This is a genomic window from Pseudomonas rhizophila (assembly GCF_003033885.1).
In the GTDB taxonomy this organism is placed as follows: Bacteria; Pseudomonadota; Gammaproteobacteria; order Pseudomonadales; family Pseudomonadaceae; genus Aquipseudomonas; species Aquipseudomonas rhizophila.
This window is the reverse complement of sequence record NZ_CP024081.1, coordinates 3,483,782-3,504,592: the sequence shown is the minus strand read 5'-3', so window position 1 is coordinate 3,504,592 and position 20,811 is coordinate 3,483,782. Positions and strand designations below refer to the sequence as shown.

19 protein-coding genes are annotated in these 20,811 nt (G+C 62.6%); 14 read left to right on the top strand and 5 right to left on the bottom strand.

The features are described from left to right. Positions 1–14: 14 nt before the first annotated feature. Positions 15–1,346, bottom strand: a complete 1,332-nt coding sequence (gene tssK / locus CRX69_RS16385) for a type VI secretion system baseplate subunit TssK (protein ID WP_107322345.1) — start codon at positions 1,344–1,346, stop codon at positions 15–17. A gap of 52 nt (positions 1,347–1,398) precedes the next feature. Beyond that, entirely contained in the window at positions 1,399–1,860 is a 462-nt protein-coding gene (locus tag CRX69_RS16380; protein ID WP_047225739.1) for a hypothetical protein, read from the bottom strand. Positions 1,861–2,083: 223 nt separating this feature from the next. On the opposite strand from CRX69_RS16380, the gene tssB reads away from it, so the two are divergent. The 10 genes from tssB (at position 2,084) to CRX69_RS16325 (ending at position 13,679) form a co-directional block, all read left to right on the top strand. Then, a complete protein-coding gene (tssB, locus tag CRX69_RS16370) occupies positions 2,084–2,641 on the top strand; it encodes a type VI secretion system contractile sheath small subunit (protein WP_047225738.1) in 558 nt (185 codons plus the stop codon). Between the two features lie 30 nt (positions 2,642–2,671). Further along, positions 2,672–4,153, top strand: coding sequence for a type VI secretion system contractile sheath large subunit (gene tssC, locus CRX69_RS16365; RefSeq protein ID WP_047225737.1), 1,482 nt, complete (start codon positions 2,672–2,674; stop codon positions 4,151–4,153). 180 nt (positions 4,154–4,333) lie between these two features. Next, entirely contained in the window at positions 4,334–4,831 is a 498-nt protein-coding gene (locus CRX69_RS16360) for an Hcp family type VI secretion system effector (protein WP_047225736.1), read from the top strand. Positions 4,832–4,844: 13 nt separating this feature from the next. Then, the gene (gene tssE, locus CRX69_RS16355; RefSeq protein ID WP_107322344.1) at positions 4,845–5,288 is read left to right on the top strand and encodes a type VI secretion system baseplate subunit TssE; all 444 of its coding nucleotides are present in this window, start codon (positions 4,845–4,847) and stop codon (positions 5,286–5,288) included. Then, the gene (gene tssF / locus CRX69_RS16350) at positions 5,272–7,062 is read left to right on the top strand and encodes a type VI secretion system baseplate subunit TssF (protein ID WP_107322343.1); all 1,791 of its coding nucleotides are present in this window, start codon (positions 5,272–5,274) and stop codon (positions 7,060–7,062) included. The genes tssE and tssF overlap by 17 nt, the downstream gene beginning before the upstream one ends. Next, positions 7,026–8,051: a type VI secretion system baseplate subunit TssG gene (tssG, locus tag CRX69_RS16345; RefSeq protein ID WP_107322342.1), complete on the top strand. Its 1,026-nt coding sequence runs from the start codon at positions 7,026–7,028 to the stop codon at positions 8,049–8,051. Before tssF ends, tssG begins: the two co-directional genes overlap by 37 nt. Position 8,052: 1 nt before the next feature. Then, complete coding sequence (gene tssH / locus CRX69_RS16340) at positions 8,053–10,596, top strand: type VI secretion system ATPase TssH (protein WP_107322341.1); 2,544 nt, start codon at positions 8,053–8,055, stop codon at positions 10,594–10,596. Positions 10,597–10,651: 55 nt separating this feature from the next. Next, on the top strand, positions 10,652–11,095 hold the full coding sequence (locus tag CRX69_RS16335) for a hypothetical protein (RefSeq protein ID WP_047225731.1): 444 nt from the start codon (positions 10,652–10,654) through the stop codon (positions 11,093–11,095). An 18-nt stretch (positions 11,096–11,113) separates the two neighbouring features. Then, entirely contained in the window at positions 11,114–13,123 is a 2,010-nt protein-coding gene (tssI, locus tag CRX69_RS16330; protein WP_107322340.1) for a type VI secretion system tip protein VgrG, read from the top strand. A gap of 13 nt (positions 13,124–13,136) precedes the next feature. Further along, complete coding sequence (locus CRX69_RS16325) at positions 13,137–13,679, top strand: toxin-antitoxin system YwqK family antitoxin (protein ID WP_107322339.1); 543 nt, start codon at positions 13,137–13,139, stop codon at positions 13,677–13,679. Between the two features lie 144 nt (positions 13,680–13,823). Here CRX69_RS16325 and CRX69_RS16320 read toward each other — a convergent pair whose 3' ends face one another. After that, positions 13,824–14,219: a DUF4280 domain-containing protein gene (locus CRX69_RS16320; RefSeq protein ID WP_107322338.1), complete on the bottom strand. Its 396-nt coding sequence runs from the start codon at positions 14,217–14,219 to the stop codon at positions 13,824–13,826. Positions 14,220–14,399: 180 nt separating this feature from the next. On the opposite strand from CRX69_RS16320, the gene CRX69_RS16315 reads away from it, so the two are divergent. From CRX69_RS16315 to CRX69_RS16305, 3 genes are all read left to right on the top strand, one after another. Next, complete coding sequence (locus CRX69_RS16315; RefSeq protein ID WP_107322337.1) at positions 14,400–15,467, top strand: phosphotransferase family protein; 1,068 nt, start codon at positions 14,400–14,402, stop codon at positions 15,465–15,467. A gap of 24 nt (positions 15,468–15,491) precedes the next feature. After that, positions 15,492–16,259 (top strand): SDR family oxidoreductase, encoded by a 768-nt coding sequence (locus CRX69_RS16310; protein WP_047225726.1) that lies wholly within the window; start codon positions 15,492–15,494, stop codon positions 16,257–16,259. 215 nt (positions 16,260–16,474) lie between these two features. Further along, positions 16,475–17,587, top strand: coding sequence for a Gfo/Idh/MocA family protein (locus tag CRX69_RS16305; protein WP_047225725.1), 1,113 nt, complete (start codon positions 16,475–16,477; stop codon positions 17,585–17,587). 157 nt (positions 17,588–17,744) lie between these two features. Here CRX69_RS16305 and CRX69_RS16300 read toward each other — a convergent pair whose 3' ends face one another. Then, positions 17,745–19,184: an FAD/NAD(P)-binding protein gene (locus CRX69_RS16300; protein WP_076384385.1), complete on the bottom strand. Its 1,440-nt coding sequence runs from the start codon at positions 19,182–19,184 to the stop codon at positions 17,745–17,747. Between the two features lie 15 nt (positions 19,185–19,199). After that, on the bottom strand, positions 19,200–19,763 hold the full coding sequence (locus tag CRX69_RS16295; RefSeq protein ID WP_047225723.1) for a helix-turn-helix domain-containing protein: 564 nt from the start codon (positions 19,761–19,763) through the stop codon (positions 19,200–19,202). Between CRX69_RS16295 and CRX69_RS16290 the strand changes: the two genes are divergently transcribed. Then, positions 19,758–20,783 carry a DMT family transporter gene (locus CRX69_RS16290; RefSeq protein ID WP_047225722.1) on the top strand — a complete coding sequence of 342 codons (1,026 nt, stop codon included), beginning with the start codon at positions 19,758–19,760 and terminating at the stop codon, positions 20,781–20,783. The genes CRX69_RS16295 and CRX69_RS16290 overlap by 6 nt on opposite strands. Positions 20,784–20,811: the final 28 nt, after the last annotated feature.

The window sequence follows — 20,811 nt, the reverse complement described above, 5'->3', positions numbered from 1 at the left end:
CTCCCCTTTTACGATCAGGCGCTTTCACCGGCTTGCGCCACAAACAACACCACTTGCCACGGACTGCTGGCCTGATGCGAGGCCGGCGCTACGATGTGCAACGGCAATTGCCCATCGAACCATTGCCCGCTGGCGGCCACCACGAACAACCGGGTGTCGTCACCCACGCTGTAGGCCACCTGTTCGTTGCGGCTCATGGCCTGATGGGGCAGACCGCTCATGCGTTGGCGACTCAACAACGGGATGTGCGGCGCCGACGCGATGATCGCCCCCCGCAACCACTCGGCGGCGGCTTGCTCACTGGCGCCGTTGGGCATACGCAGGCCGATCACCAGGCGCTGGTTCGGCTGGTCGTCGGGCAACTGGATCGAGAACACCTGGTCATCGCGCTCGAAGGCCAGGCTGCGATAACCGGCGCGGACCAGCTCCAGGGTGTTTTCCAACCAGTCCAGCAGCGGCTCATAGCCGCGTTGCAACTCAAGAAAATCCAATGGCGCAAAGGCCGGGACACCGGCCAGCGGATCGAGCGCCGACCAGCTACCAGCCAGCCCCAACAGCAGACCATGCAATGCCTGGGGCGTCGCCACCCGGGTGTTCAGCGCGCCTTCGACTTCCGGCAAACGCGCCCACAACGCAGTCAATTGACGGCGAATCTCCATGGCATCGTCCTGGTTACCGGCCGCCTGGGCCTGACGCAGGCGCCCGGCCAGGAACAGGCATTTCTCCCGGGCCCTGGCACACAGCCCGGCCACTCGCCGACCAAGAATCGATTCCGGCAACAGGATCGGCGTCGGCGGTGTGTAGGCCACCCGCAGGAAACCGCCGCCCTCCTTGCGGATGCGCAACAGCGGCAGGCAGATCGAGTCGGCCTTGCTCAGTTGTGTGCACAGCCGAGGGTTCGGCCGCCACACCGTGATGGACTCGGGGAACTCGCCGCTGGTGAGGTCCGGCAAGGCGTCACCCACTACCGATTGCAGCCGACCCTTGAGCGGCAGCAATTGCCCGGCGCGCCAGAGCGGACTGATGGCCAGGTACACGGTCACCGTCGCGTCGTCGGTCTTGTTCACCGCTTCGGTGATGTCCAGCTCCAGGGTCGGCCCGACCCCGGCCTGCACGTTGACCGGCAACCCGTCCGGCAAGGTGCCCTGCAGCTGCAACAGCCGGACCTGGCCGGCGCTGAGGGCCGAAGGGTCGACCTCCAACTGGCTGACACCCCAGAACCAGGGGTTGCAGGCGCCGGCAAAATGCGCGGCCAGGGCTTCGGCGCGCAGGCCTTGCAATTGGAAGTGCTGGGGCAGCAACTGCATGCCCTCGTGCCAGCAAACCGCGTCAGGTAACAGACTCATACGACTCCCTTCGACATCCCAATGACGCCGCCCCTGGGCGGCCCGCGGTCACTCAAGGCTGACTGGCAAGCTGGCCATCGTTCACCAGGGTCATCTCACGACTTTCGAACTTCAGCCAAGCCTGGCGCTGATCGTCCAGCCGAAGCCGGTGGGCTCCGGGAGTGTTATAGCTGGCGAAGACCAAAAGTCCAGCGGCGCGCCTGCCCTCCAGAGGGAAGGGTTGGCGGTCGATGAATTGCCCCGGCACCAGCTCCAGCCCCCACACCGACATGAGTTGACGATAGTCGCGCTGGAACTGTTCGCGCTCGGCAAACCACTGGCGTGCGCTGATTCCCGAAAGCTGCTTGAGCAGATCCGGGTCGTTCACGGCGACAAAATCCACTGCGATGGGTGTGTCGTCATTGGCTCGGGGCGCGACGTCCAGGGTCAGACTGTCGAGGTCGACACTGGGAGCAAACAGCGAACAACCGGTGAGCGCGACGCTCAAAAAAAATCCGGAAAAAAGAACACGCAAAATGAATCTTCCTTTTCTCAGCGGTCAAAAATTGTTTTTGCTTGCATTTTTATAGACCTGTTCTAGCGTCTTGGGTAGTTCGACCCACACAGTCGAATGCACCAGGTTCGTCAAGGGAATGACAGGTCTACTGCCCTCCATTTGCAACCTGCGGATCAGCAAGGGAATGCGATGAGCGGGCCCCCCGATGCATTGCTCCCTACATGCATCGGAGTCGGCCGCCATGGCAGAAAGTACCCAGCACAAGCTCGACAGAGTTCGTCCTCCCCGCGTCCAGATCACCTATGACGTGGAAATCGGCAATGCCATCGAAAAGAAAGAATTGCCACTGGTGGTCGGCATTCTGGCCGACCTCTCGGGCAAACCACTGGACCCGCTGCCCAAGCTCAACGAGCGGCGCTTCACCGAAATCGATCGCGACAATTTCAACGAGGTACTGGCCTCCATCTCCCCTCGCGCCACGCTCCAGGTGAATAACACCCTCAGCGGTGACGACAGCAAGCTCAACATCGAACTCAACTTCCGCCACATCGACGACTTCGACCCGGTCAAGGTTGTGGAGCAGGTCACGCCCCTGCGCCGGCTGTTCGAAGCCCGCCAGCGTCTGCGGGACCTGCTGACCAAGCTTGATGGCAACGACGACCTGGACAAGCTGCTGCGCGACGTGATCGCCAACACCGAAGGCCTGCAAGAGATCAAGTCAGCCCGCCCTCAGGATGCGCAAGACCTGCCGACCGAAGCCGCCAACGATGACCCAGCCCCGGCCGAACCACAGGCCTGATCGCGCTCATCACTCAAGGGAGATAAAGCCATGCCTGCTTCATCCAGCGCTCAAACCAGCGAGAGCACGACCCAGACCCTGTCCCTGCTGGACAAGATCATCGCCGAAGGCCGCATGGCCCACGACGACAGCCAGCAGGACTACGCCCGCGACATGCTGGCCGAATTCGCCACCCAGGTCCTCGACGAAGGCATGGCCATCGACAAGGACACCGTGGCCATGATCAACGACCGCATCAGCCAGATCGATCAGTTGATCAGCGCCCAGCTCAACGAAGTGCTGCACCACCCCGAACTGCAAAAACTCGAAGCCTCCTGGCGCGGCCTGCATCTGCTGGTGCAAAACACTGAAACCAGCACGCGACTTAAACTGCGCTTGCTCAACGTGACCCAGAAAGAACTGCAGAACGATCTGGAAAAAGCCGTCGAGTTCGACCAGAGCGCGCTGTTCAAGAAGATCTACGAGGAAGAATACGGCACCTTCGGCGGGCATCCGTTCAGCCTGCTGGTGGGCGACTACACGTTTGGACGCCACCCCCAGGACATCGGCCTGCTGGAAAAACTGTCGAACGTCGCCGCCGCCGCGCACGCGCCGTTCATTGCCGCCGCCAGCCCCCGGTTGTTCGACATGACCAGCTTCACCGAGCTGGCCGTGCCCCGTGACCTGTCGAAAATTTTCGAAAGCCAGGAGCTGATCAAGTGGCGCTCGTTCCGCGAAAGCGAGGATTCGCGCTACGTGTCCCTGGTGCTGCCGCACTTTCTGCTGCGCCTGCCCTACGGCCCGGACACACTGCCGGTGGAAGGCATCAACTACGTCGAGGACGTCAACGGCACCGACCACAGTAAATACCTGTGGGGCAACGCCGCCTGGGCGCTGTCGCAACGCATCACCGAAGCCTTCGCCAAATATGGCTGGTGCGCGGCGATTCGCGGGGCCGAAGGCGGTGGCGCGGTAGCAGGCCTGCCGGCCCATACCTTCCGCACCAGCTCCGGGGACCTGTCGCTCAAATGCCCGACCGAAGTGGCGATCACCGACCGGCGCGAAAAAGAACTCAACGACCTGGGCTTCATTTCCCTGTGCCACAAGAAAAACAGTGACGTGGCAGTGTTCTTCGGCGGCCAGACCACCAACAAGGCCAAGCTCTACAACACCAACGAGGCCAACGCCAACGCGCGAATCTCGGCGATGTTGCCGTATGTGCTCGCTGCCTCGCGTTTCGCCCATTACCTGAAGGTCATCATGCGCGACAAAGTCGGCAGCTTCATGACCCGCGACAACGTGCAGACCTACCTCAATAACTGGATCGCCGATTACGTGCTGATCAACGACAACGCGCCGCAAGAGATCAAGGCGCAGTACCCGTTGCGCGAAGCGCGGGTGGACGTCACGGAAGTGGCGGGCAAGCCAGGGGCCTACAAGGCCACGGTGTTCCTGCGGCCGCACTTCCAGTTGGAGGAGCTGACTGCTTCCATCCGCCTGGTGGCGACCCTGCCGCCGCCGGTAGCGGCCTGACGGCTATGTAGCTATGTGGCGAGGGAGCTTGCTCCCGCTGGACTGCACAGCAGTCCCACAAAAGAGGGGGCCGCTGCGCGACCCAGCGGGAGCAAGCTCCCTCGCCACAGGTTCGGCGTTCGTCTTTAACGGATCGGTATTGGGCACCCCCCATCTCGTCTTATTCAGGAGTTCCACACAATGGATGCGATCATTCTCGACCTCGGCGGCGACATCAAGGGCGACAGCCTGCTTGAGGGTTTCACGGACAAAATCGAAGTCATGTCCTACAGCCACAACGTGGCGATGCAAGTCACCAATGACGTCAGCAACTCGGAACGTACGTCCGGCAGGCCCCACATCGGCGAATTCACCCTGACCAAATTCGTCGACAGTTCTACCCCCACCCTCAACGAATATTGCTGCGCCGGTAAACCGATCCCCGAAGCCATCATCACCATCGGTCGCAACGCCGCCGAAGGCAGCGGCCAGATCATGCCGTTCATCGTCTACACCCTGACCAACGTCGTGCTGTCCAACGTCAGCGTCAGTGGCGGTACGGGCGGCAAACCGGTGGAAACCCTGTCGCTGAACTTCACCAAGATCAAATGGGAACTCACCGCGCAGAAAGACGACGGCACCAAGGAAGGCACGGCGGGCACAACGTGGGACCTGGCGGCCAACAAGATGACCAAGTAAGGAAGCCGCGCCCATGGCTGGTTTCGGGCTTCGCCCTCCCCTGTTCGACCGCCTGGCCAGCCCGGCGCAAGACCCTGAGCGGGCGTTCGACCGGCAGGCGCTGCAGGACTCGGTTCATGCCGAACTGCTGCGCCTGTTCAACACCCGACGCGGCCCGAAGGCGCTGACCGAACCGCCGAGCATTCTGGATTACGGCATCGCTGACTGGACGGCGCTACAACAGCAGCGCAGCGATGACCGTCGCCAACTGACCCGCGAGATCCGTCAGGCCATCAACCACTTCGAGCCGCGCCTGCGATTGGGCGAGGTCCAGGTCAACCCTGTGCCGGGTCATCCCCAGCAACTGAACATACGGCTATTGGGCGAGTTGCGCGGCGACCAGCACTCATGGCCCGTGGCATTTGTCATCGAGCCCGCCGGCGACGGCCTTGAGGTACGACATGAGCGACTCGATTGACCCGCAACTGCTGGATTATTACCAGCGTGAGCTGACCTGGCTGCGACATGCCGGGAGCCTGTTCGCCGAACGTTACCCCAAGGTCGCCAGGCGTCTGGAGCTGTCTCCCGGCGAATGCCCGGACCCGCATGTCGAGCGACTGCTGGAGGGCTTCGCACTGCTGGCCGCCCGCTTGCAGCGAAGACTGGACGACGACTACGCCGAGTTCAGCGATGCCTTGCTCGAACAGCTTTACCCTCTGGCCCTGCGTCCTCTGCCGTCCTGCGCCATCGTGCAGTTCGAGCCCGACCCGAGCAAAGGCAACCTCAATGAAGGCTACCCCCTGCCCCGGGACACGCCCTTGTTCGTCACCACCGACAAGGGGCAGAGCATTCATTTTCGCACCACGGCCGCCGTGCGCCTGTGGCCGATCGAAGTCAGTGAAGCGTTGCTGCTGGGCAGCGATGAGGCTCAGGCGCTGACGGGGGTGATGCAGGCGCGTTCCGCCTTGCGCCTGAACCTGCGTTGCCTGGGGGAAAGCCAATGGTCGACGCTGGGGATCGATTCTCTGCGGGTGCACCTGGCAGCCTCACCAATGATCAACGCCTGGCTGTATGACCTGCTCGGCGCCCATGCCGTGAAGGTCCTGGCCGGCCCACCGGGCAGCGTGCCGGAACCCCTGACCGGCCTGCCGGAGATCGTCGGTTTCGCCAGTGATCAAGCCTTGCTGCCGGACGAGGACGGGGTGCATCCCGGCATGCGCCTGCTGGCGGAGTACTTTGCCTTCCCCGACAAATTCGGCTTTTTCGACCTGCCACTGGCCGGAGCGTCCAGCGACAGCCAAGCGTTGTACCTGTACATCGTGTTCGACCGCGCGCCCGTCAGCCGCCTTCCGCTCCAGGCCAGCGACATCGCCCTGGGCTGCGCGCCAGTGATCAACTTGTTCCCCAGGACGTCCGAGCCGCTACGCCCGGACGGCACCCGCAGCGAATACCGCCTGGTGGCCGACAGTCATCGAGAGAACAGCGTCGAGATCCACAGCATCCGCGGCATGCGCGCAACGTCGAGCCAGGGGGTGCGCAAAGTCCCGGCCTATTACGGCAGCCAGCACGGCAACGACCAGGCCTATTACTGGCATGCGCGGCGAGTCAGCGGCATGAGCCCCAATCGCCTGGGCACCGATTTGATGGTCAGCCTGGTGGACACTCAGTTCGACCCGCTGGCTGACACGCGGGACTACAGCCTCACCGCCGAGTTGCTGTGCACCAACCGCCATCTGGCCCAGAGCCTGCCGTCCGGCACCGCGCTGGGTTTTGAGCGTCCCGGGCCGGTGGCCTGGGCTCGCCTGCGCAACCCGCCCAGCCCGCAGAGCCTGCCACGCCTGGATGGCGAATCGCGCTGGAGACTGGTGTCGCAATTGACCCTCAACCACCTGTCGCTGGTGGAAGGTCCCCAGGCTCTCGACGCGCTGCGGGAAATTCTCGAATTGCACAATCTGCGGGACGAGGCCAGCGCCCGGCGGCAGATCGCCGGGGTGCTGGAACTGGCTTGTGACCGGGTCATCGCCCATGTCGGCGAAGACGCCTGGCGCGGGTGGCGCAACGGGTTGCAAGTAAGCCTGCAACTGGACCCGCAACACTTCGTCGGCAGCAGTGCCGTGCTGTTCTCCGGGGTGCTGGCGCAGTTCTTTTCCCTCTATGCCACCGCCAATCGTTTCGTGCGCACCGTACTCGTTCAGTCGGACAGGGAGGTGAAAACATGGCAACCCCAAGCCGGCAAACCCCTGACGCTCTGAACCTGAGCGAACGTTTGCGGCGCGACCCGCATCGTTTCGAATGGCTTCAGGCATTGCTGGTGCTGGAGCGCGAACAGCCCCAGGCCGAAACCCTGGGCAGCGGCACCGCGCCCCACGCCGAAGCCCTGCGCCTGCGGGGACCGCTGACACCGCTGTTCGCCGCCAGTGAAGTCGAAAGCCTGAAGCAGGAGCCCGGCACGGCACCCATCCTGACCACGCCGATCTTTGGCCTCGGCGGCCCCGACGGCCCCTTGCCCTACGCCTATCAGGAATGGCTGCAACAACGGGCACGGGCGCGCGATCATGCGCCGGCGGAGTTTCTCGACCTGTTCCAGCATCGTCTGCTCAGCCTGCTCTACAAAGTGATGCGCAAACACCGCATCGCCCTGGGTTTTACCGCACCGGCGGCGTCTGCCGTGCAGGCGCAATTGCGTGCATTGACCGGCCTGCTGCCCAAGGCGTTGCAAGAACGCCAGGCCGCGCCCGATGCGGGCGTGCTGGCGTGTACCGCACTGTACGCCGATGGCCGGCGCTCCCTGGCCGGGTTTGCGGCCATCGTGCGCGAACAGTTCGGGCTGCCGGTGGAACTGACCGCCTACAAAGGTGGCTGGCGCGAAATTCCCCCCGCCAGCCGCAGCCGCTTGCAGCCCGGCGGGCGCAACTTGCGCTTGGGCCACAGCGCGGTCGCCGGCACTCGGGTCTGGGACGAACATGCCGGCGTGCGCCTGACCCTCGGCCCGCTGACCGCGGTTCAGGCCAATGCATTGCTGCCCACCGGCGAGACCCATCCGTTACTCGCCAGCCTTTACGCCTTGTACTTCGGTCCCGATCTGGATTGCAGTCTGGTGCTGCTGATCCGTGGCGCCGGGCCACTGCAACTGGTTCGCCAGGCGCCGCCGCGATTGAGCTGGAACGGTGGCCTGCAACGCCAGCCGAACCTTGCCGTACAACGGATCGAAACTCGCCTTCGTCAGCCGGAGATCGCCTGAAATGGAACTGGCCAGCCTGATCGGACGCCTCAACCCGGACAACCGTCGCGCCCTGGAACGCGCCGCGCAACGCTGCCTGCAACGCAGCCATCACTATGTGGAAATCGAGCACCTGCTGCTGGAACTGCTGGACATCGAAGGCGGTGACTTTGCCTGCCTGTTGCCGCGCTTTGGCCTGGAGCGCGACGCGGTGGCGGCAGAAATCAACAAGGCCCTGGAGCTGTTCAAATCCGGCAGTACCCGCACGCCGGCCCTGTCGACGCAAACCATCGGCCTGCTGGAAGATGCTGTGGTGCAGGCCAGCGTGCTGGGCCTGGACAGCATTCGTTCCGGCTTGTTGTTGCTGGCACTGCTGGACCGTGATGAGCGTCGCAGCCTGTTGCTCAACAGTGCCTCGTCGCTGCTGCGCATTCCCCGGGAGGCCTTGCGCGCCCATCTGTTGGAATGGACCGAAAGCTCGCGGGAACATGTCGGCGGCGTGCGCCCGGTAAAACCCGGTGAGGCACCACCGAAACAGGACCCGGTGCTCGACCAATATACCCAGGACCTGACCGCCGACGCTCGGGACGGACGCATCGATCCCATCGTCGGACGCGACGGTGAGATTCGTCAGTGCATCGATATCCTGCTCAGACGTCGGCAGAACAACCCGATCCTGGTGGGCGCGCCGGGCGTCGGCAAAACCGCCGTGGTGGAAGGGCTGGCCCTGCGCATTGCCGCAGGCGACGTGCCACCGTCGTTGCAGGAGGTCACTTTGCGCGTGCTGGATCTGGGCCTGTTGCAGGCCGGCGCGGGCGTCAAGGGCGAGTTCGAACAGCGTCTCAAAGGCGTGATTGACGCTGTACGCAGCGCTGAAAAACCGATCATTCTGTTTATCGACGAAGCCCACACCCTGATCGGTGCCGGCGGCGCTGAAGGTGGCAGCGATGCGGCCAACCTGCTCAAACCGGCCCTGGCCCGGGGTGAACTGCGCACCCTGGCCGCCACCACCTGGCTGGAATACAAAAAATACTTCGAGAAAGACCCGGCCCTCGCCCGCCGCTTCCAACTGGTGCAGGTCGAAGAACCGGACGAACTCACCGCCGTGGAAATGCTCCGTGGCGTAGCGACCAAACTGGAACAACACCACGGCGTACACGTGCTGGATGCGGCCATTCAGGAGGCGGTGAAGCTGTCCCACCGCTACATTTCCGGGCGACAGTTGCCGGACAAAGCCATCAGCGTGCTCGACACCGCCTGCGCGCGGGTCGCCCTCGGCCAACACGATGTGCCGCCGCCCCTGGAAAGCCTGCGCCATCGCCAGAACAGCCTCAAGGACGAAGTCGAACGCTTGCGCCGTGAACAGGCCACCGGACTGGATCACCGCGAGCGCATCACCCTGCTGGAAACCGAGTCGAGCGGCAACGTGCAGGCCATCCGCGAGCTGGAGACCCGCTGGGGTGAAGAGCGCGAAGCGGTGCGCGAACTGCTCGACACCCGCCGCGAGCTGCTGGCCTTGAGCGAGCGCGCCGACGGTGAAAAGCCCGACACCGAGATCGATAACCGCATCGACCACCTGGCTGCCGAACTGCTGCGTCTGGAGGCCGGCCTGGATGCCATTCGCCAGGACGATCCGCTGGTACCCGAACAGGTGGACAGCAAGACCGTCGCCGCCGTGATCGCCGGCTGGACCGGCATCCCGGTAGGCAAGATGCTCGCCGACGAAGCCCACGCCGTGCGCACCCTCGGTCAGCGCATGGGCCTGCGGGTTATGGGCCAGGACACCGCGTTGAACACCATCGCTCAGCGCCTGCAAGCCTACCGCGCCGGCCTGACCGATCCGCAGAAGCCGGTCGGCGTATTCCTGCTGGTGGGCCCCACCGGCGTGGGCAAGACCGAAACCGCCTACGCCCTGGCCGATGCCTTGTATGGCGGCGAACGCAACCTGATCAGCATCAACCTTTCGGAATACCAGGAAGCCCACACCGTCAGCCAACTCAAAGGCGCCCCGCCCGGCTATGTCGGCTACGGCAGCGGCGGTGTGCTCACCGAAGCGGTGCGGCGCAAACCCTACTCGGTGGTGTTGCTGGATGAAATCGAAAAGGCCCACCCGGATGTGCTCGAGGCCTTCTACAACGTCTTCGACAAAGGCCTGATGGAAGACGGCACCGGCCTGGTGGTGGACTTCAAGAACACGGTGATGCTCGCCACCAGCAACGTCGGCGCCGAACTGCTCCTGGACACGCCAGCCGCGCAACTGGGCAGCGACGCCTTCAACGAAGCCTTGCATAAAGTCTTGCTGCAAGCGTTTCGCCCCGCATTCCTGGCGCGCATGACGGTGGTGGCGTATCGGCCGCTGGAGGAGGCGACGCTGGAAGCCATTGTCCTGGCCAAGCTGGAGAAACTGCGTGGGCGGTATAAGGCCGCGACCGGCAAGCAGTTCGAGTTCGACGCAGGGATCGTCAAGGCCGTGTTGGCCAAGTGCAGCGCGGCAGGAGCAAGGGATGTGGAGAATGTGTTGATGACGCAGGTGACGGGGAAGTTGGCGGAGTGGGTGTTGGAGTGACAAACCGTCGTGGTTCATCGCCTGTTAAGACTTTCTGAGTTGGACCGGAGCCCTTATGAAGTTCTATCACTACACCACCCAGTCAGCGGCCAAATCCATCACTGATAATCAAATCGGCACCCCCGCCGTCCGGGAGTGGAAATGCACGATGAATCAACCTCAAAAGTGGGCCTGGTTCAAAAAGCAGCATGAAGAAGGTTTCTATTTAACGACCATACCACCGTCTGAAATACGAGAGAAAAAAGAAAAACTCGGCATTAGCAAACTGTCAGAAGTCTATGTTTTGTATTTCAACCTCGCATGGATAAAACCAAAACAGATGAAGAAAGTGGATGATTACGTAAATAGCGGATTCATCAAGATTAAAAAAGTTGGCGAGCCTGACAAAATTTGCGCTCAACGCATTGGGGTCAATACCAATCAACTGGACAATGTTCCTTTCCCGGTTGAGTCGTGTTTATGGGCAGGCCCGGTCGAAGGATTTCCTGACGATATTTAAAGGCGCTGAGGACAATCAATGCCCCGCTCCACCGACAGCAACACCACCCTCTCCCTCACCGCGGCCACGCTGTCGGCGCTGTATCCGGAATCGCTGTCCGGCGAAGAGAGCCTCAATGCGTTGGGCTCGCACATCCTCAACGGCATCAACGACGGCCCTTCGCTGACCCTCACCAGCGCTGTCGCCAGCCATGTCACCATGACCCTGCACAAGGACGCCTTGTTGCGCCCGCTGGACTGTCTGGTCGCGGAAATCCGCCAGCTCCCCGCCGACGCCACCGCCGAACGCTATCAACTTTTATTGCGCCCGTGGCTTTGGTGGCTGACCCTGGCGAGCAACAATCGGGTGTTTCAGAACCTCGCCACCTCGGACATCGTCACCACGATTTTCAAGGCCCATGGTTTCACCGATTTCCAGCTCAAACTCACCGGCAGCTACACACCACGCGAATACTGCGTGCAATACGGCGAAACCGATCTGGCCTTTGTTTCGCGCTTGATGGAAGAAGACGGGATTTTCTGGTTTTTCAGCCACGAGCAAGGCACGCACACGCTGGTGCTGGCTGACAACAATGATGCGTTCTTGCCGATCCCCAATGGCCCGACGGTGAATTATCTCGGGCAGAAAATAGGTGATCGGGAACTGCATGGCATCCGCTCAGGCCAGGTGTGCCTGCAAGCGGTGGCCGGGGTGTACCAGGCGACCGATTACCAATTCACCACCCCAACGACTTCGCTCTTCAGCCAGGCCGAAGCCGTCGCCGGGCCGAGTTCGATATACGAGCATCCGGGCGGCTATGACGCCAAGGGCCAGGGCGATGCGTTGACCAAACAACGGGTGGATGGCCTGCGCAGTCAGGAGAAGCGGTTTGTCGGCGAAAGCGACTGCCGTTGGCTGGTGCCGGGGTATTGGTTCACCCTCGCCGGCCATGAAGACTCGACGCTGAATATCGATTGGGTGGTGACCTCGGTCAGCCACGAAGCCAGCCACGATAGCTACCGAAACCGCTTCGAGGCGATTCCCAAGGCCACGACTTATCGACCGCCCCGCACCACGCAAAAACCCCGCATGCACACCCAGACGGCACTGGTGGTGGGCAAGGCCGGCGAAGAAATCTGGACCGACGAATACGGGCGGATCAAGTTGCAGTTCCCTTGGGACCGCACCGGCAAGAACGACGAGAGTTCATCCTGCTGGGTTCGTGTGGTTTTGCCCTGGAGCGGCAAGGGGTTTGGCATGCAGTTCGTGCCGCGCATCGGCCAGGAGGTCATCGTCACCTTCATCGACGGCGACCCCGACCGGCCGCTGGTGACCGGTTGTGTCTACAACGGCGACAACGCCCTGCCCTACGCGCTGCCGGCCAACCAGACCCAGTCCGGGATCAAGACCAACTCGTCCAAGGGCGGCGGCGGTTTCAACGAATTGCGCTTCGAGGACAAGAAGGACGCCGAGGAGGTTTTTCTCCAGGCCCAGAAAGACTTCAACATCAACGTGCTCAACGACACCACCGCCACGGTCGGTCACGATGAAACCCTCACGGTGCAGAACGCGCGCACTCGCACGGTCAAGGAAGGCGACGAAACCGTCACCCTGGAAAAGGGCAAACGCAGCGTGACCATCCAGACCGGCAGCGACAGCCTCGATGTGAAGGACACCCGCACCGTGACCGTGGGTTCGGACCAGAACCACAGCACCGGGGGCAACTACGCGCACAAGGTCACCGGTAACTATGAACTGACGGTGGACGGCAACCTGACCATCAAGGTCAGTGGCACCCTGACCCTGCAAAGCGGCGGCAGTTTCGCGATCAAGAGCGGTGCCGACCTGGCGGCCCAGGCCAGCACGTCCATCAGCCAAAAGGCTGGAACCGCCCTGAGCAACCAGGCCGGTACGTCATTGGAAAACAAGGCCGGCACCACCCTGACCAACGACGCCGGCATCAGCCTGGTGAACAAGGCCGCCGCCGAACAGACCGTGGACGGCGGCGGCATGCTGACCATCAAGGGCGGCTTGGTGAAGGTCAACTGACGGGAGCGTGCCAATGACCTCGAAAAAACTCGACGTGGAGCGTGGCGACAGTCACCTGAGCGGGCAACTGGTCGACGGCCACCTCGACGGCCCGCTGCAGATTGAGGAGACCCAGCGCCCGCAAGCGAAACTCAACTATCAGCAAGGTGAGCTGCAAGGCACCAGCACGCTGTATCACCCCAACGGTAAAGTCTCGGCGGTGTTGCCCTTCGTCAAAGGCAAACTGCAGGGCGTGGCAAGCTTCTACGCCGCCGAAGGCGGGCTGCAGCGCCAGGCCGCTTATCGGGGTGGGTTGCTGCACGGTGAAGCGAACAACTATTTCCCCGATGGGCAACTGGCCGAGTCCGAGTTCTATCGTGACGGTGTGCGTGACGGTCGTTATCGACGCATGCACCCCAATGGCAACCCCGCCGTCGAGGCCCGCTACCTCAACGGCCAACTGCTGGAACCGGCACACGCTTATGCCGAAGACGGCCGACCACTGGACGCCGAGGGCAAGCCGATTTCCAGGGTGCGCTGGTGGTTCAGGCGCTGGAGTGATCCGGCGCAAGCATAATTATTATCTTTCCCCTTACCCATGTGGGAGCGAGCCTGCTCGCGATGACGGTGGTACAGCCAACATCTCCACCAACTGAACCGCCGCTATCGCGCGCAAGCTCGCTCCCACAGGAAATCATCCCTACCTGTAGGTCCGCACCAATCAGGGAATGAGCATCTGCACCTGCCCCGGCACGACGATCTTGATCACCCCGGCCCAGGTACACATCAGGGTGCTGTTGGCATCGATGGCCGGCATGTTGCCCAACAGCAAGGTCGGCGGGCCGCCGGGGATCCAGGGCGTAGCGGTGGCAGGAATGCACGGCATGGGTGTCAGCACGCCCAATGCCGCGGCAGTCGCAGCGGCGACGGTTGGGTTAGCCAGGCTTTGACACATACCGAAGCTGGTGATGTTCACCAGAGGAATGTGATCCATGATATTCGCCGCCGGCATCCCGCCGGTCAGCAGCCGATTGACCGGCAGCACATTGAGCACCGCCGGGGCGGCGCCGAAACTGCATTGCAAGGTTGCGGTGCCACAGACTTGCGGGCATCCCATCGCGATGGCTCCCTGAAAAGCGACAGACGCTGAAACCATAGCTCATCCACCCGGCATCAGGCCCGCTGATTATCCTGCAACACGCTAACCTATAAGACCCTGGCGTGCTTGTGACGCCTCTCACCTGCCATTAGATTAGCCAATGATCGATGGCCTCCAAAATAAGCAGAAGGGATAAGCATGGCGTTTACTGATCAGTCCACCCGTGTCCGCGACGGTGAAGAACTCGATGCCAGTCTGATCGACCCGTACCTCAAGGCCCACATTCCAGGCCTGACCGGTACGCCGCAGATCAGCCAGTTTCCCGGTGGCGCTTCGAACCTGACTTACCTGCTGGAATACCCTGAACAGGAATTCGTCCTGCGGCGCCCGCCGTTCGGCCATAAAGCCAAGTCCGCCCACGACATGGGCCGTGAGTTCCGCATCCTCAATCAGTTGCGCGAAGGTTTCCCCTATTGCCCGAAGGCTTACGTGCACTGCACCGACGAGTCGGTGATGGGCGCCGAGTTCTACGTGATGGAGCGGGTCAAGGGCATCATCCTGCGCTCCGACCTGCCGCCGGAACTGGGTTTTGACGCTGCCCGTACCGAAGCCCTGTGCAAGAGCTTCATCGACCGCCTCGTCGAACTGCATCAGGTTGACTACAAGGCCTGCGGCCTGGCCGACCTGGGCAAGCCCGAAGGCTACGTGGCCCGGCAGATCCGTGGCTGGAGCGACCGTTACGAAAAAGCCCTGACCCCGGACGCGCCGAAATGGGAGGTGGTCAAGGCTTGGCTCAACGAGAAGATGCCTGCCGACCACCCCACCTCCAGCATCGTGCACAACGACTACCGCTTCGACAACGTGATCCTCGACCCAGAGAACCCGATGCAGATCATCGGCGTGCTGGACTGGGAACTGACCACCATTGGCGACCCGCTGATGGACCTGGGCAACAGCCTCGCCTACTGGATCGAAGCCGGCGATCCGGCCCCGGTACAACTGATGCGCCGCCAGCCCAGCCATGCACCGGGCATGCTGACCCGTCGCGAGTTCGTCGATTACTACGCCGAACGCTCCGGGATCCGCATCGACAATTTCGACTTCTATTACACCTACGGCCTGTTCCGTCTGGCCGGCATCGTCCAACAGATCTACTACCGCTTCTTCCATGGCCAGACCCAGGACAAACGCTTCGCGCAGTTCGTTCAGATGAACAAACTGCTGGAGCAGATGAGCCTGCAGGTCATCAGCAAATCCACGCTCTGAGCGCATCTATAACAAGGAAACAGCATGTCCAAGACTCAGTTGTTCGACCTCGACGGTAAAATCGCTTTCGTTTCCGGCGCCAGCCGCGGCATCGGCGAGGCCATCGCCAAACTGCTGGCCCAGCAAGGCGCCCATGTGATCGTCTCGAGCCGCAAACTCGAGGGTTGCCAGCACGTGGCCGATGCCATCATCGCCGCTGGCGGCAAAGCGACCGCCATCGCCTGCCACATCGGTGAAATGGAACAGATCAGCCAGGTATTTGCCGGTATCCGCGAGCAGTTCGGGCGCCTGGACATCCTGGTGAACAACGCCGCCACCAACCCGCAGTTCTGCAACGTGCTGGACACTGACCTGGGGGCATTCCAGAAAACCGTCGACGTGAACATTCGCGGCTATTTCTTCATGTCGGTCGAAGCCGGCAAGCTGATGCGCGAAAACGGTGGCGGCAGCATCATCAACGTGGCGTCGATCAATGGCATCTCGCCGGGGATCTTCCAGGGCATCTACTCGGTGACCAAGGCCGCGGTCATCAACATGACCAAGGTGTTCGCCAAGGAATGCGCGCAATTCGGCATCCGCTGCAATGCCTTGCTGCCGGGCCTTACCGACACCAAGTTCGCCTCGGCGCTGGTCAAGAACGACGCGATCCTGAAAACCGCCCTGGCGCAGATCCCGCTCAAGCGCGTGGCCGATCCAAGCGAAATGGCCGGCGCGGTGCTGTACCTGGCCAGTGATGCGTCCAGCTATACCACCGGTGTGGCGCTGAATGTGGATGGGGGTTTCCTCTCCTGATGATGTTTCCCCTGTGGGAGCGAGCCTGCTCGCGATGACGTTGGATCAGCCAGCATTGATGTCACTGATCCACCGCTATCGCGAGCAGGCTCGCTCCCACAGGGGGTGGTGCAGTGAGCGCCAACAAAAGAATATTTATTCCAGTATTTGCAATATGCGAATATTTATTCCATAAAGAGCCCTTCTGAAAATAAAAACTCAAAGGGCTCTTTCTCATGCGCGAACTCGGCATCGGTCTGATTGGCACTGGCTTTATGGGCCGTGCCCATGCCTTGGCGTTTCACAATGCCAAAGCGGTGTTCGACCTCCCCCTGAACCTGACACTGGCGGCGCTGGCCGATGCCGATCCCCAGCGTGCCCGGCAGTGCGCCCAGAGCTGGGGGTTCGAGACGGCCCACAGCGACTGGCAACAACTGATCGACGACCCGAAGGTCGGCCTGATCGCCATCACCACGCCCAACCATTTGCACTTCCCGATGGCCATGGCTGCGCTGGCAGCGGGCAAGCCGGTTTATTGTGAAAAGCCCCTGGCCGTGTCGCTGGAACAGGCCGACCAGATGCAACGGGCAGCCAAGGCGGCCGGCGTGGTCACGCGGGTCGGCTACAACTACCAGCACAATCCAGTCATTCAACGGGCGCGTGACATGATCCGGCGCGGGGAACTGGGGCAGATCATCAGTTTCCAGGGCGAGTTCAGCGAAGACTTCATGGCCGATCCGACCTCACCATGGTCATGGCGCTGCGAAGCCGCCCACGCTGGCGGCGCATTGGCGGACCTGGGCAGTCACTTGCTGGCCATGGCCCGTCATTTATTGGGCGATGTCGAGGCCGTGTGTGCCGACAGCCAGACCGTACACAGCCAACGCCCCGCCAGTGCCGGCAACACTGAGCAGCGCACCATCGCCGTGGATGACCAGGTCCACGCCCTGCTGCGCTTCACCAGCGGCGCCCGAGGCACGGTCAGCAGCAGTTGGCTCAAGCACGGCTACAAGAATCACCTGAGTTTTGAGATCAGCGGCACGCTCGGCACCTTGGCGTTCGATCAGGAACGGCTGAATGAACTGCGCCTGTGCCGCGTCGGCCACGGGGGCTTCCAACGTCTGCTGGCCGGCCCGGATCTGCCGGGCTATGCCGCGTTCAGCCCAGCGGCCGGGCATCAGTTGGGGTACAACGAATTGAAGACCCTGGAAGTCCAGGAACTGATCATGGCCCTCGCTGGCCAAGGCGGCGACGGGACCGATTTTGCAGAAGCCTGGGAAGTGGAGCGGCTGGCGGCGGCGATTCGCCTGGCGGCGAGGGAACAGCGCTGGGTGACCGTGACTGGCTGACACACTGCCGATTTGTGCCGCCCTTTGTGGCGAGGGGATTTATCCCCGCTGGGTCGCGCAGCGGCCCCAAAAAATCTGCCTGATACACCGAGGCGTCAGCTTTAGGGGCGCTTCGCACCCCAGCGGGGATAAATCCCCTCGCCACGGGGGACAATGTTCAGGTTGATTGCAACTGAACCAACCGTGCCGCCAGCGCCTTGGCCTGGCTCGCCACATCGGTCACGGCGGTGCTTTCCCACCACATCCCGCGCAACGGTGGCCCCATGGCGAACAGACGACTGGCAGGCTCGCCCTGGGCATCCAGCACCGCGCCATCGGGACGGGCGGCGATGCCCAGGGCCAGCGGGCCGGGCTGGACCAATCCGCGAGCCAGCAGTTGTTGGGGCAACGGTCGTGCAACCCGGCGCCAATCGTATTCAATGCCACTGGAGTTGATCAGCGCAGCCCCCTGCACCACCGTCAGGTCTGCCTCGCCCCTTCGGCGAATGCGGATGTTCACCGCTCCCTCGGCAGACGGCGCCAGCCCCTTGAACGACGCTGCCTGGATCCGCAACCGCCCTTCCTCGTGCAACCGCGCCACCAGCTCAGCGCTCAAAGGCGGCGAACGATGATGATGGCTCTCCCACCAGGGTCGTACATGCCGCACGAATTGCCGGCGCTGCACCTCGCTGGCCTGGCTCCACAAGCGCCCGATGTGCGCACGCACCGTGTCCAGAGGGGCCTGCCAGTCGATGCCTTCGGCCTGGGCCTGACGGCATTGCTCACGCAGAGCGCGCATTAATTGGCGTGGCGAGCGGAGGCTGTGATCGGCGGCGAGAAAGTCCACCCACTCAGGCGGTTGTCGACGCACATGGGGCAGCAGGCCATGGCGGGAAAACACTTCGATAGGTCCGCGATGCCCGGCCTGCTCGAGGGACACCACGGCATCCACCATCGTCAGCCCTGAGCCAATGATCAACACCGTGGATTGCGGATCGAGCCGACGCATCGCCGCTACATCCCAAGGGTCCAGCGCGGCGGCATTCAAGCCGCTGGATTCGGTCTGCGGGGTGCGCGCCGCCGGGAACATGCCGGTGGCGAGCACCGCGCAACGTCCGCGCAACGTCTGGCCATCGTCAAGCGTCAGCAGCACGGCATCACCGGCGACCTGCAGATCCACGGCCTCCCCGCGCACATGCTCCGCCACAGAGCCATTGCGGGCTCCCAGCGCCCGGGCTTCGGCCAGACGCTGCTGCACATATAAACCAAAGATTCCCCGGGGCGGGAACAGCTCGCTGACCGGTACATGCTGCTGATCCGACTCGGGCCAACCACCGGCTTCGATGAATTCGGCGAGCCATTGAGTCAAGTCATCGGCGTTGTCCGGATCGACGCTCATTCGCGCGGCGTTGCCGTTCAAGGTGTGGCCCAGCTCCACGGCGCTGTAGGCCTCGCCCCGGCCCAACTCGCTGCGCGGCTCAACGATCAGCACGTTGCGCCGGCCAGGCAGGCGCAGTAGCTGCGCCGCCAGCATGGCTCCGCTCAGACCACCGCCGATGATCAGGACATCGGCCTCGCGGGTGATGCTGCTGCCAGGTCGATCCAGCGCTGTATGCATGTCGCTCTCCAGGAATCAAATCACCACGTTGCGTACGAATCTCGTCGCCACCGGACCCTCATTGCGATAGGCATGGGGCTGGTTGCTGGCAAACATGAAAAACTCACCGGCGCCTATCTGGTGCTCTGCGCTGCCCAGCGTCAGGGTCAGGCAGCCTTCGAACACATAGAGCTGCTCGCTCCAGCCATCGGCATCAGGTTCGGATGGGTAATGCTCACCGGGCTCCAGGCGCCATTCCCAAAGTTCGACTTCGCGACTGGCGGTGGCCTTGGCCAGCAGCACGGCTTTGCTGCCGGGGATGGTACCGGCCCAGGCCAGTTCGTTGATGCGACTCGGGTCGCGGGCATCGGGGGCCTGAATCAAGTCGCTAAAGGCCACGTCGAGGGCTTCGGCGACACGGTCAAGGGTGGTCAGGCTGACGTTCTTTTCGCCGGCCTCGATGGCCACCAACATGCGCCGGCTGACCCCTGAAAGTTCGGCCAGGGTTGTCTGACTGAGCTGCGCGGCGTGCCGCAGGCGGCGGACGTTCTGGCTGACGTGTTGCAGGACGGATGCCCGCTGGCCGTTTTCTTTGTGCACTATATTGCTCATCTGCTGGGGTTGCGCATTATACTGCCCACCTTCTTCGGGCGCATTGTGCGTCCGCCTCAAGTGGCGCGCAAGGTCATGGCATCGGTGAACTCCCCTCAAGCTTCCTCCCGTTTCTCAAGGTTCAGCAAGGCCGAATGCGTGCTGGTGCTGATCACCATGATCTGGGGCGGGACTTTCTTGCTGGTGCAACACGCCATGACGGTCAGCGGGCCGATGTTTTTCGTGGGCCTGCGGTTTGCCGCCGCTGCTGCCTTTGTCGCGCTGTTTTCGTGGCGGCATCTGCGGGACCTGACCCTGTTCGAACTCAAGGCCGGGAGCTTCATCGGCGTGGCGATCATGCTCGGCTATGGCTTGCAGACCGTCGGCCTGCAGACCATTCCCAGCAGCCAATCGGCGTTCATCACCGCACTTTACGTGCCGTTCGTGCCGCTGTTGCAGTGGCTGGTGCTGGGCCGTCGGCCCGGCTTGATGCCGAGCCTGGGCATCATGCTGGCCTTCACCGGGTTGATGCTGGTGTCGGGCCCGGCCGGGGCATCGTTGAATTTCAGCCCCGGTGAAATCGCCACGCTGATCAGCGCCATCGCCATTGCCGCCGAAATCATCCTGATCAGTGCCTACGCCGGCCAGGTCGATGTGCGCCGGGTAACCGTGGTGCAACTGGCAAGCACGGCGGTGCTGGCATTTTTGATGGTCGTGCCCACCCAGGAAAGAATTCCGGACTTTTCCTGGCTATTGCTGATCAGCGCCGTGGGCCTGGGGGCGGCCAGCGCGGCGATCCAGGTGGCGATGAACTGGGCGCAGAAAAGCGTCTCGCCCACCCGCGCCACGCTGATCTATGCCGGCGAGCCCGTGTGGGCCGGTATCGCCGGGCGCCTGGCCGGCGAGCGGTTGCCGGCGATTGCGCTGGTAGGTGCGGTGTTGATCGTGGCGGCGGTGATCGTCAGTGAACTGAAAACCCGCGGCAAAATTGTCAACGAGGCGGATGAGGTGCTCGAGCGCGAACGCTGAGGCAATCGAAAAACCTTTCGAGAAGTTT